General features: G+C 51.7%; 11 protein-coding genes. All 11 read right to left on the bottom strand.

What is annotated here, in order from left to right:
- Positions 1-22: 22 nt before the first annotated feature.
- The 11 genes from rpsP to AC6ESO_RS11195 all read right to left on the bottom strand — a co-directional run bounded on the left by rpsP (position 23) and on the right by AC6ESO_RS11195 (position 12,804).
- Positions 23-295, bottom strand: coding sequence for a 30S ribosomal protein S16 (rpsP, locus tag AC6ESO_RS11245; RefSeq protein WP_090976586.1), 273 nt, complete (start codon positions 293-295; stop codon positions 23-25).
- Between the two features lie 38 nt (positions 296-333).
- The gene (ffh, locus tag AC6ESO_RS11240) at positions 334-1,707 is read right to left on the bottom strand and encodes a signal recognition particle protein (protein WP_494819012.1); all 1,374 of its coding nucleotides are present in this window, start codon (positions 1,705-1,707) and stop codon (positions 334-336) included.
- A 22-nt stretch (positions 1,708-1,729) separates the two neighbouring features.
- Positions 1,730-2,056, bottom strand: a complete 327-nt coding sequence (ylxM, locus tag AC6ESO_RS11235; protein WP_494819244.1) for a YlxM family DNA-binding protein — start codon at positions 2,054-2,056, stop codon at positions 1,730-1,732.
- Positions 2,057-2,234: 178 nt separating this feature from the next.
- Entirely contained in the window at positions 2,235-3,239 is a 1,005-nt protein-coding gene (gene ftsY, locus AC6ESO_RS11230; protein ID WP_497091393.1) for a signal recognition particle-docking protein FtsY, read from the bottom strand.
- A gap of 104 nt (positions 3,240-3,343) precedes the next feature.
- The gene (smc, locus tag AC6ESO_RS11225; RefSeq protein WP_497091392.1) at positions 3,344-6,922 is read right to left on the bottom strand and encodes a chromosome segregation protein SMC; all 3,579 of its coding nucleotides are present in this window, start codon (positions 6,920-6,922) and stop codon (positions 3,344-3,346) included.
- Positions 6,923-7,127: 205 nt separating this feature from the next.
- Positions 7,128-7,817 carry a ribonuclease III gene (gene rnc / locus AC6ESO_RS11220; protein ID WP_494819009.1) on the bottom strand — a complete coding sequence of 230 codons (690 nt, stop codon included), beginning with the start codon at positions 7,815-7,817 and terminating at the stop codon, positions 7,128-7,130.
- A complete protein-coding gene (gene fabF, locus AC6ESO_RS11215; protein ID WP_091218836.1) occupies positions 7,807-9,048 on the bottom strand; it encodes a beta-ketoacyl-ACP synthase II in 1,242 nt (413 codons plus the stop codon). The genes rnc and fabF overlap by 11 nt, the downstream gene beginning before the upstream one ends.
- A gap of 137 nt (positions 9,049-9,185) precedes the next feature.
- Positions 9,186-9,422: an acyl carrier protein gene (acpP, locus tag AC6ESO_RS11210; RefSeq protein WP_091218839.1), complete on the bottom strand. Its 237-nt coding sequence runs from the start codon at positions 9,420-9,422 to the stop codon at positions 9,186-9,188.
- Positions 9,423-9,517: 95 nt separating this feature from the next.
- Entirely contained in the window at positions 9,518-10,270 is a 753-nt protein-coding gene (fabG, locus tag AC6ESO_RS11205; RefSeq protein WP_497091391.1) for a 3-oxoacyl-[acyl-carrier-protein] reductase, read from the bottom strand.
- Positions 10,271-10,827: 557 nt separating this feature from the next.
- Positions 10,828-11,754 carry an ACP S-malonyltransferase gene (fabD, locus tag AC6ESO_RS11200; RefSeq protein WP_497091390.1) on the bottom strand — a complete coding sequence of 309 codons (927 nt, stop codon included), beginning with the start codon at positions 11,752-11,754 and terminating at the stop codon, positions 10,828-10,830.
- A gap of 63 nt (positions 11,755-11,817) precedes the next feature.
- Positions 11,818-12,804, bottom strand: coding sequence for a beta-ketoacyl-ACP synthase III (locus AC6ESO_RS11195; protein WP_497091389.1), 987 nt, complete (start codon positions 12,802-12,804; stop codon positions 11,818-11,820).
- Positions 12,805-12,809 lie beyond the last annotated feature (5 nt).

Genomic DNA, 12,809 nt, shown 5'->3' with positions numbered 1-12,809 from the left:
ATAGGCCCCCCGCATCGAGTAGTTATTTTTGAAGCTTCAGCTCATGAAGCTTAGTCATTACGCCTGCTTTGGAAAGCAAGTTGCGAACTGTGTCAGAAGCTTGTGCTCCGTCTTGAAGCCATTTAAGAGCTTTCTCTTCATCAATGTTCACTTGTGCCGGTTGTGCAACCGGGTTATAAGTGCCGATTTCTTCAATGAAGCGACCGTCACGTGGGGAACGGGAGTCCGATACAACCACACGGTAGAAAGGCGCTTTGTGCGCACCGATACGTTTCAAACGAATACGTACTGCCATGATAATTCACCTCCTTCAAAAAATTTCTTTGCTCTATATTAGAACGGGAATTTCATTCCTTTAGGAAGCATCCCTTTAAGACCCTTCATTCCGCCTTTAGGTCCTTTAGGACCCATCATCGACGAGAACTGCTTCATCATCTTCTTCATATCATCGAACTGCTTAATGAGTCGATTTACTTCCGCAATGGAAGTTCCGCTCCCTGTTGCAATCCGTTTGCGTCTGCTGTGATTGAGAATTTCGGGTTTCTGCTTCTCGGCCTTCGTCATCGATTTCACAATCGCTTCGACACGTCCGATTTGCTTCTCATCCACCTTGAGGTTCTTCATATCCTTCATCTTGCCCATACCAGGCATCATATCAAGCAATTGATCCAGCGGTCCAAGCTTGCGAACCTGTTCCATTTGCTCAAGGAAATCCTCAAAGGTAAATTCCGCAGTGCGCATTTTGCGTTCCATCTCGGCCGCTTTCTCAGCGTCGATTGTGGAATGTGCTTTCTCGATCAGGGACAGCATATCGCCCATTCCGAGAATACGCGAAGCCATACGTTCCGGATGGAACGGCTCAAGCGGCTCAATCTTCTCACCGGTTGCCGCAAATTTAATTGGGCAGCCTGTAACGGCTTTAACGGACAATGCCGCACCACCGCGGGTATCTCCGTCAAGCTTCGTCAGAATGACGCCTGTCAGTTCAAGCTGGCTGTGGAAGCTTTGCGCTACGTTAACCGCTTCTTGACCTGTCATCGCATCCACCACTAGCAGAACTTCATCCGGTTTTGTTACTTCATGGATTTGACGAATCTCGCCCATGAGCGCTTCATCGATATGAAGCCGGCCGGCTGTATCCACGATCACATAATCATGACCGTTATCTTTAGCGAATTGCAGACCTGCACGGGCAATCTCAACCGGTGATGTTTGATCACCGAGCGTAAAGACCGGAACACCGATCTGTTCACCCAATACTTGCAGCTGCTTGATCGCTGCGGGGCGATAAATATCGCCTGCAATCATAAGCGGCTTATGCTTGTCCTTGAGTAGAAGCTTCGCCAGCTTTGCAGTGGACGTAGTCTTACCGGCACCTTGCAAACCCGCCATTAGAATGACAGTTGGCGGCTTGTTAGACTTCGCAAGCTTCGACTGCGTACCGCCCATAAGCTCGGTTAGTTCTTTATTTACGATGTCGACGACGACCATGCCGGGCGTGAAGCTCTTCATTACTTCAAGTCCGACAGCCTGTTCCTTCACCTTTGCGATGAAATCCTTGACGACTTTGAAGTTAACGTCGGCTTCCAGAAGCGCCAATCGTACTTCGCGCATCGCTTCGTTAACATCATCCTCAGACACTTTGCCTTTGCCGCGCAGTTTGCCGAAAACATTCTGCAGCCTGCTGGACAACCCTTCAAATGCCATGATCGTCACCTCCTAGTCGCTACTATGTAACTCCTTGTATATGAGCACGAAAGCTCTGGGTGAGCTTGTGCAGCTCCATGCTTAATTCCTTCTGCGTCACAACCTGCTCTACAAGCTCTTCGAGCTGGGAAAGCATTCGCGCTGCAGCTTCATGCTTGGCAAGCAATTGCAGTTTGCCTTCGTAACTCTCCAGAACCGTCTCTGCACGTTTAACATGCTCATAAACGGCCTGCCTGCTAATATCGAACTCAGCCGCAATTTCGCCAAGTGAATAATCGTCATGAAAATAATATTTCAGAAAGGTTTGCTGTTTCTCAGTAAGCAGCTTCTCGTAGAAGTCAAACAGCATATTAATTCGGTTTGTCTTCGCCAGGGCATCTGTTTCAGGTAAGTGAGTTTTCTTCGCCGAGGCGTCAACATCATGGACCGTCTTCATGCCAGCCACTCCTTTACGTCAAGGCAATTACCTTTACATCAATTCCACGACGTTTATCATAGCTCAGCTGCCTATGGACTGTCAAGTAATTTTACTTGTCACCATCTTCATTCTCTTCTTCCGTGTTTTGCAGAAGGCCGCCAAACAGTGCATGTACGAATTGCTCGGAGTCAAACTCCTGCAAATCATCCATCTTCTCGCCAAGACCGACAAGCTTCACAGGAAGATCAAGCTCATTCCGGATCGCAATAACGATACCGCCCTTAGCTGTTCCATCGAGCTTCGTCAGCACAAGACCGGTTACGCCGCTCTTCTCACCGAACAGCTTCGCTTGGCTAAGTGCGTTCTGACCTGTTGTCGCGTCGAGCACCAATAGCACTTCATGAGGCGCGCTTGGTACTTCACGCTGAATGACGCGGAAGATCTTATTCAACTCTTCCATTAGATTGTGCTTATTCTGCAATCGGCCTGCTGTATCGCACAGCAGAACGTCAACGCCGCGCTGCTTAGCCGCGTGAACGGCATCGTACATAACAGCCGCAGGATCTGCGCCGGACTCTTGTTTAATGACGTCTACGCCAACGCGTTTGCCCCAAACCTCAAGCTGCTCAATCGCACCGGCACGGAAAGTATCTCCTGCTGCAAGCAGTACGCTTTTTCCTTCGCTCTTGAACTTGTGAGCCAGCTTACCGATCGTTGTTGTTTTACCGACGCCATTGACGCCAACAAACAAGATGACCGTCATGCCTTGATCTGCCATACGCAGCTCCGCTTTCGCGTCACCTTTAAGCAGCTCCACCAGTTTCTCCGATAAGACAGGCTGCAAATCCGCTGCATTTTCGATTTTGCGTTTCTTCACTTCAGCACGCAGATCATCGATGAGCTGCATCACCGTATTCACGCCTACATCGGCGCCGATCAGAATTTCTTCAAGTTCCTCGTAGAAGGCTTCATCGATTTTTTTGCGGCGTGTGATTAGCTCCTCGATTTTGCCAACGAATGCCGTTCTGGTTTTCGTCAGCCCTTCTTTGAACTTGGATGTTACGGCTTCGGTTTTCTGTGCGATGCTTTCTTTCAAGCGTTTAAAGAAGCTCATCTTATTGTCCTCCATCCTTTACTTGCAAAAGCCGGGCTGTGACGCTGGGTGCGCCAAGCTCCGGCTTCTCATAGTACGTGTGTATACGTGAATTCGATTCTTTTTTATGCGGAGTATGCTTCGTCTTCGTCCTCGAGTCGTACCGATACCAGCTTCGAAACGCCGCCCTCTTCCATTGTTACCCCGTAAAGGACGTCTGCTTCTTCCATCGTCCCTTTCCGGTGGGTAACGACGATAAATTGCGTCAATTGCGAGAACTCGCGTAAATATTGAGCAAAACGCGCAACGTTCGCTTCATCAAGCGCTGCTTCAACCTCATCGAGCACGCAGAACGGAACGGGCTTCACTTGCAGGATTGCGAATAACAATGCAATCGCCGTTAACGCACGCTCGCCGCCCGAGAGAAGCTGCAAATTCTGCAGTTTCTTGCCCGGAGGTTGGGCAACGATATCGATACCGCTGTCGAGCACCCGATCCGGATCGACCATAATGAGATCCGCGCGTCCGCCGCCAAACAGCTTCGAGAAGACGACTACGAAATGGCCGCGAATGGCTTCGAACGTGGTACGGAATCGTTTGCTCATCTCTTCATCCATCTCGCGGATAACTTGGTAGAGCGTTGTTTTGGCTTCGATAAGATCGTTCTTCTGATCATCCAAGAAGGTGTACCGTTCTTTCACACGCTCGTACTCATCAATCGCACCAAGGCTCACTTCGCCTAAGCTTGAAATCCGGCGCTTGAGATCACGAACCTCATTCTGTGCAGCCAGCACATCTTCAGGTACAGGGTAACGTTCCTTCGCAAGCTCATAGCTGAGCTCATACTCCTCACTAAGCTTGCGAAGCAGGTTGTCCAGCTCGACATCGAGTCGATTCGCAGCAATCTCGATCTGCCGCAATTGATCCTCAATACTGCGAAGCTGAGCACGCTGCTCCTTCGTTTCACTCTCGCCCAGCTCCAGATCACGAGTAAGCTCTGCACGCTGTGCACGTTTAAGGTCCGTCTGCTCGGAACAGCCGTCCTTCTTCAGCTTCAATGCGTTCAGCTGCTCGACCTGCTTCACGCTCTCCGTTAGATGCTGCTCTGCCTCTTCCTCCTGGCGCTGCAGCATTTCCCGAAGACCGGCGAGCTCCTGCTTCGCACGTCCGATATCCGATCGAACGCGTGATGCTTGATCCTCGAACGACATTTTCTCCTGATCCGTCTTTGCGAGCGCGATCTTCAAATCCGTCAGTTGATCCTGCAGCTGCTCCTTCGCCGATTCACCGGCTTTCCGGCGATCTTCCGCGTTTCGAATCTCTTCCTGCAAGCGAGCCTCTTCCTTCGTCAACACTTCAAGGCGCTTCTCCGCATCCTTCGCGGATTCGCTGATCTGCTGCTGCTCGGACTTGTGACCCGCGCTGTCGGCTTGGAACAGCTGAGCTTGGTCATCCAAGTGGCGCTTCTCATTATCCAGCTGCTGAAGCTCTGCGCGGATATGCTGCTCCTCGATTCGCTGCTTCTCGCCCTGCTCCCGCAAATCATCCACGTTCTGATTACGGATGGATTGCTCCTTGCGCAAATCGCTGATTTTGTCGCGAAGTTTAACGAGCTGCAAATCAGTGGAACGAATCTCTTCGTCCAATTGTTCGATCTGACGCTGTCTGCCCAGCAGGTTGGCACCTTTCTTCTGGATGCTTCCCCCTGTCATGGAACCGCCGGCGTTGACGACATCGCCTTCAAGCGTCACGACGCGGAACCGATATTGGCATTTCGCCGCGATTCGGTTGGCATGCTCCAACGTTTCGGAGATAAGCACGTTGCCCAGCAAATTCTCCACGATATGCGCGTACTTCGCATCACATGAGATCAGTTCTGCGGCTACGCCTACGAAACCATCCATACCCGCGATCGTGCGCTTATCATGTTCCTGAATATTACGTCCGCGGATTACATCGAGCGGCAAGAACGTTGCACGTCCCAGCTGACGCTGCTTCAAGAAAGCAATGGCTGCGCGAGCGCTGCGTTCGTCATTCATGACGACATGCTGGAGTGCTCCGCCAAGCGCAGTCTCAATCGCAAGCTCCACTTTCTCAGGAACGCGAATCAGCTCTGCAACCGCGCCATGTACGCCTTCAACACCGCCGCTTGTCCGACGCGAAGCTTTCAGAATTTCTTTGACGCCCTGCATGAAGCCGTCCAAGTCATCCTGCATTTCCTTCATCGTATCGCGTCTAGACGTAAGCGCCTCTAGCTTCTGCTCCCATTTGCGAACAGCGGATTGTGCCTCTTCAAGCAGCTTCTGTCCGTTCTGGAGATGCTCCGCTTCGGTAATGTAGCGATTCCGCACTTTATTGATCTCAGCCAGCGTTGCTTCAAGTCGCTGCTTAAGCTCCATTCGTCTGGCGCTGACACGCTCATGCTGCTCCTGCCACTTGGAATGCTCATCGCCAAGCCGTTCCATTCTGCGCTGAAGCGCTTCTTCCTGCTGGAGCGCATAACGGATCTCGTTACGCAGCTGCGCCATCGTGCTCAGCACATCCAGGAGCTCGCCTTTGAGTGATTCTTCAGCATCTCCGGAAGCGGAAGCCGACGTCCCAAGCAGCTGTGCTTCTTCTTCGGATAGCTTGAAGCGAAGCGTATTCAAATCATTCTCCAGTGAAGCAGCTTTGCCGCGGAACTCCGCTTCTTCCTTCGTTAACGCACCGATCCGCTCGTTTTGCGAAGAAATCGTTGCTTCCAGCTGCGTACGATTTTGCTCCAGGTTGCGTTTACGTTCTTTGAGTACTTCACCGTAGCCTTCGCATTTCTCATACTCTTCGCTGTATTGCAGCATCGATTCGTGCAAACGATCAAGGGCTTCCTCCAGCTCGCGAAGCTTGAACCGATCCTTCTCCAGTACCGCATCATGCTTGCTTACTACTGTAGACAATGACAATTGCTCTTCTTGCAGCTTGCTCATTCGCGTATTGGAATCGCTCCATGAATGATGAACGGTTTCAATGTTATGTACATACATCGAAATTTCGGTCTGCTTCAGCTGTTCACGCAGCAGCTTGAATTGCTTGGCTTTCTCGGATTGCACGCGCAGAGGCTCAACCTGATCTTCAAGCTCGGTGACCAAATCGTGAATCCGCAGCAGGTTCGTTTCCGTTTCCTCCAACTTCTTCTGGGCTTCGCGTTTACGTGATTTATATTTGACGATACCGGAAGCTTCTTCGAAGATTCCCCGTCGATCCTCGGAGCGCGTACTTAGAATTTCTTCAATACGGCCTTGTCCGATAATGGAATAAGCCTCTTTGCCTATCCCCGTATCCATAAACAGTTCTGTAATATCTTTCAGTCGGCATGACTGTTTATTAATCAAATATTCGCTGTCACCGCTGCGATGCACGCGCCGCGTGACCGTTACTTCGTTAAAATCAAGCGGAAGGGCGCCATCGGAATTATCCAGCGTCAACGATACCTCGCCGAAATTGACCGCTTTACGCGCATCGCTTCCTGCGAAAATAATGTCCTCCATCTTGCCGCCGCGAAGACTCTTCGCGCTTTGTTCCCCTAATACCCAGCGAATACTGTCGCTGATATTGCTCTTGCCACTGCCGTTGGGGCCAACGACCGCCGTGATACCGCGGACGAATTCCATTTCCGTCTTGTCGGCAAACGACTTAAACCCTGCTAATTCAATCCTTTTCAGGAACATCGCTTACCTTCACCTCAACGATTATTGTACCATAACTCTCCCAAAAGGTCAGGTCGAAAAACGTCGAAAATGCCCGAAATCCCGCTTATTGCAGGTCTTAAGCGCTTGATAGAGGAAGGCGTTTCCAAGTATGCACCTACCTTGCCCTGTAAATGCAAAAAATCCCGGTTACCAGTGGCGACCAGAATTTTGTTTCACATCGATGCTATACCAGCTTTCGCCATGCTTCTGCGGCAGCCTGCTGCTCGGCTTCCTTCTTCGTCCTGCCTGTACCGGAACCGTAACTGGTATCCCCGATATAGACTTCAACAATGAACTCTCGGTCATGCGCCGGACCGCGCTCTTCCACAATGCGATATTCGATCGTGCCCATCCCGGCATGCTGTGCCTTCTCCTGCAGGTTCGATTTGAAATCCTTCACCAGCAAGCCGCCGTCGCTGTCGATATGCGGAAACATATGTCCAGTCAGGAACGCACGAACCGCATCCAAACCCTGATCCAAATAAATCGCGCCTACGAATGCTTCGAACAAATCTGCGAGCAGCGCAGGACGTTGACGTCCGCCTAACTGCTCCTCACCGCGTCCAAGAAGAACATGAGAGCCCAAATCCAGCAGATCCGCAAACCGCGCAAGCGATGGCTCACATACAATTGAAGCTCGCATACGAGTAAGCTGTCCTTCAGGCCGTTCCGGAAATGTCTTGTACAGAAACTCGGAAACGGTTAACTGTAAAATGGCATCGCCGAGAAACTCCAGCCGCTCATTGTGCTCCATTGCCGTTTGACGGTGTTCGTTTACATAAGAGGTATGTGTAAATGCTTGTCTAAGAAGTCGGATGGTACGAAAATGGAGCTGCAGACGCTGCTGCAGCTCTTCGAACTTATCATGCTTCATATTTTCTCATCACGATCGTTGCGTTATGACCGCCGAACCCGAAGGAATTGGACAATGCATAAGTCAGATCGGCTTTACGCGGAGTATTCGGCACATAATCGAGATCGCATTCCGGATCTTGATTCTCAAGGTTAATCGTCGGAGGAATTACGCCGTTCTGCAGGGAAAGACCCAGAATAACAGCTTCCACGCCGCCGGCTGCGCCAAGCAAATGCCCGGTCATCGACTTCGTGGAGCTTACTGCCAGCTTGTAGGCATGCTCACCGAACGTTTTCTTGATGGCCGTTGTTTCGGACTTGTCACCAACCGGAGTTGATGTACCGTGTGCGTTAATATAATCGATTTGGGACGGCTCGATTCCGCCGTCGCGAAGAGCTTTGACCATACAGCGAGCTGCTCCATCCGGATCCGGCTCTGTCATATGATAAGCGTCGCCGCTCATGCCATAGCCGACGATTTCCGCATAAATGCGAGCGCCGCGCTTCTGTGCATGTTCAAGCGATTCCAGAATCAACACGCCTGAGCCTTCGCCCATGACGAATCCGTCGCGGTCCACGTCGAAAGGACGGGAAGCCTTGGTCGGCTCGTCGTTTCTTGTCGACATTGCACGCAGGGAGCAGAAGCCCGCCATACCCGTCGGACGAATCGTCGCTTCTGCGCCGCCGCAAATCATGACATCGGCGTCGCCGCGTTGAATCATTTTGTAGGAATCACCAATGGAGTGCGTTCCGGTTGCACAAGCCGTAACTGCCGTGCTGTTCGGGCCTTTCGCTCCTGTAATCATCGAAACTTGGCCGGAAGCCATGTTCGCGATCATCATCGGAATGAAGAATGGGCTGACGCGTTTAGGACCCTTCTCCAGCAAGATATTATGCTGGTCTTCCCAAGTACCCAAACCGCCGATACCCGAACCGATCATAACGCCGACGCGCTCTGCATCCACTTCTTCACCGATGTTCAGTGCGGCATCCTTTACAGCCAATGTGCTCGCAACAACCGCGAATTGCACGAAACGGTCCATACGACGCGCTTCTTTTTTATCAATTTGATAATCTTCGGGATTGAAGTTCTTGATTTCTGCGGCAATTCTTGTCGGATATTCAGAAACGTCGAAAGCTTCCACTAACGAGACGCCTGATTTCCCTTCCATTAAATTACCCCAAAACGTATTCAAATCGGAACCGAGCGAAGTCATAACCCCCATGCCCGTAACGACTACTCTCTGTTTCATACCTATTCACCTCTGATGGGAAACCCAATTGGTTAATCTATCTATAAAAACGCTAATGCGCTTACAGCTGTTATTATGGCAAGGCACACGGATATGGAGAGAAGTCCCGCCTGTAACAACGGGACTAATCATCTGTATTACTTAGCCAGAGAAGATATGTAGTTCACTACTTCTCCCACACTGGTAATTTTCTCTGCATCTTCATCAGAGATTTCCATATCGAATTCATCTTCCAGCTCCATGACAAGTTCAACGACATCAAGAGAGTCAGCTCCAAGATCTTCTTTGAAAGAAGCCTCAAGAGACACCTCCGACTCGTCAACGCCAAGGCGGTCGACAACGATGCGCTTTACACGATCAAATACATCGGACATCCGGTTCACCTCCTCCATGGTATTATACGAGAATTGCGGACAAATTGCCATACCGACCATGTCCCAGCGGCGTCGCTACGGACGTTTCGCCATGATTACATGTACATGCCGCCGTCCACATGAATGGTCTGTCCAGTCATGTATCCGGCCGCGTTAGACGCAAGGAAACGAACCGCGGCAGCAATATCCTGCGGGTCTCCAAGCCTTGCAAGCGGAATATCCGCGGCAAGCTTCTCACGCATTTCTTGCGGCAATTTGTCGGTCATATCGGTTTGAATAAAGCCCGGTGCGACACAGTTAACCGTGATTCCACGGGAAGCCAGCTCGCGAGCTGATGCTTTCGTGAGACCGATGACGCCTGCTTTCGCAGCCACATAGTTAGCCTGCCCCGGATTGCCCAGAACACCAACAACGGACGAAATATTGATGATGCGGCCGGAACGCTGCTTCATCATTTGACGAGTTACGGCTTTAATGCCATTGAACACGCCTTTGAGGTTCGTTTCGATGACTTGGTCGAACTCCTCTTCCTTCATCCGCATAATGAGATTGTCGCGCGTAATGCCGGCGTTATTCACCAAAATATCGATGGCGCCGAATGTTTCCACGACTTGTTTCACCATGCCGTCGAACTCATCGGTTTTACCAACGTTCGCTTTCAGCACCAGCGTACGACGGCCGAGCGCCGAAATCGTTTCAGCTGTTTCTGCCGCGGCTGCTTCACTGCCGGAATAGTTGATCGCCACATCCGCGCCGGCTTCCGCCAGTGCGATTGCAATGGAACGGCCGATTCCGCGGGATGCTCCTGTTACCAGGGCGATTTTGCCTGACAAATCTGCAAAGGTCAAAGTGGGACACCTGCTTTCATCGTTATAATGACCCCCTAAATCCCCCTGGAAGGGGGACCCCAAGGGTCTCCGACCCTCTGGACACCCGGAATGGGATAACGTTGGAGCTGCAGAGAACCGATCTCGTGATGCATACGTGCGGGTCCTCGCTTTCGTCCCATTCGGGACACGCTTTACGTTTCGCGCCGTTTAGCTACCTGTTGTCCCTTTCGGGACACATGGTAACGTGGCCTTCTTCAGAGTCGCGTGGGTGGAGGTTCGTGCTTATGCTCGCTTTCGTCCCTTTTGCGGGACACGCTTTACTTTTGGTGCGGGCGTTATCAGCCTGCGCCTGTGGCTGGCTTCTTGGGCCGGCGACTTCACCTCCACCGGGTAGGGCAAGGGCATGGCACCTGCGGTGCCACATAGATTGATCAGCCTGCGCCTGCGGCTGGCTTCTTGGGCCGGCGACTTCATCTTCGCCGACAGGTCAAGGGCATGGCACCTGCGGTACCACAGGGCTGTTCGCCTGATTGGCGAATTAGACCAAAACCGTAAGGTAAGACGCAAGCGGCATATTAAAGAACGGCTGCTTTAAGCGATTCTAGGCTGTTGATCGAGATGATGTTGACGGTTTTGTCGATTTTCTTGATTAGGCCGGCTAGTACGGAGCCCGACCCGATTTCGACGAAGGTGTCGACACCTTGCTCGGTCAAATAGCGCACGCTGTCTTCCCATAGCACCGGCGAGTAAACTTGCTCAGCCAGGAGCTTGCGGATTTCGTCTGCGTTTGTTACCGGCTGAGCCGTTACATTGGCAATGACAGGTATTGAAGCATCGCTAAGCGAAATAGCTGCCAGCGTGCCTTCAAGGCGTTCGGCCGCTGGTTTCATTAGCGAGGAGTGGAACGGTCCGCTTACTTCCAGCGGAATGACGCGTTTCGCGCCGGCTTCTTTGCCGCGTTCAACTACGCCTTGTACGCCTGCGGCTGTGCCGGAGACCACGATTTGGCCGGGGCAGTTGACGTTAGCCAGCTCCACTGCGCCAACTTCGGAAGATACTGCTGCACAAAGTGCTGCAAGAGTTTCGCGTTCTGCGCCTAATACGGCCGCCATTGCGCCTTGACCGCTTGGCACGGCTTGTTCCATGAACTCGCCGCGAGCGCGTACTGTACGTACTGCGTCTTGGTAAGACAATGTGCCGGCTGCAACGAGTGCGCTGTATTCGCCTAAGCTGTGGCCTGCGACGAAGTCAGGCTTCAAGCCGCGGTCTTTCAACGCTTCCAGCAGAGCGATGCTTACTGCCAGCAGCGCCGGCTGCGTGTTTGCGGTTTGTTTCAATTGCTCTTCGGGACCGTTGAAAATAATATCGCTCAATTTAAAGCCGAGCGCTTCGTCCGCAGCGTCAATGACTGCTTTCGATGCTTCGAATGCTTCATATACGTCTTTTCCCATGCCGACGGCCTGCGCCCCCTGACCGGGAAAAACAAATGCGATTTTACCCAAGCTTCACTGCACCTCCGTGCTTTTCAATGAATCTTATTATGCATATATAATGGCGTTGCCGAATTACCAAACCAGTACCGAAGCGCCCCAAGTTAAGCCGCCTCCGAAGCCGACCAGCACGAGGTGATCGCCTTCCTTCACACGGTTCTGTTCAACCGCCTCAGCAAGTGCAATCGGAATCGATGCCGCCGACACGTTGCCGTATTTATCCAAATTGATCATGCATTTCTCTTCCGACAAATCCAGACGGTTGAGTGCAGATTGAATGATACGGATGTTCGCTTGATGCGGAATAAGCAAGTCAATCTTGCTTTTGTCGAGGCCTGCTTTGCGAAGCGCCTCTTCAGCTGCGTTGCCCATGATCCGTACCGCAAATTTATAGACCTCATTGCCGGCCATATAAATATAATGCTCTTTGTTCTCGATGCTCTCCGCCGAAGATGGAGTACGGGAACCGCCTGCACATACTTTCAGCAATTCGCCGCCGGCGCCATCAGCACCAAGCTCGAATGAACGGAAGCCGCGGCCTTCAGCCACTTGACCGAGGACAACTGCACCTGCACCGTCACCGAACAAAATGCATGTATTCCGGTCCGTGTAATCCGTAATTCGGGATAGACATTCCGCGCCAACGACCAGAACATGCTTGTACATACCCGTTGCAATCATAGTTGAAGCTGTAGCCAGGCCATAGATGAAACCGGAGCATGCCGCCGATAAATCAAAGGCCGCTGCTTTCTTGGCACCGAGCTTCTCTTGCAGCAGACAAGCCGTTGAAGGGAAGAACATATCCGGCGTAATGGTCGCTACGATGATCAAGTCCAGCTCTTCTGCCGAAATGCCTGCTGCTTCGAGCGCCTTCTTGGAAGCTTGCAGCGCCAAGTCCGATGTCGCTTGATCCGGAGCAGCAATACGGCGCTCGCGCATACCGGTCCGCGTTACGATCCATTCGTCATTGGTTTCCACCATTTGTTCCAAATCTTTATTCGTCAAAATGCGTTCCGGCACATACTTGCCTGTACCGATAATGCCTACGGGATGTAGCTGCATAGTCC

This window comes from Paenibacillus rhizoryzae (assembly GCF_059686995.1).
The sequence above is the reverse complement of the archived record's forward strand: the minus strand, read 5'-3'. Positions and strand labels throughout refer to the sequence as shown.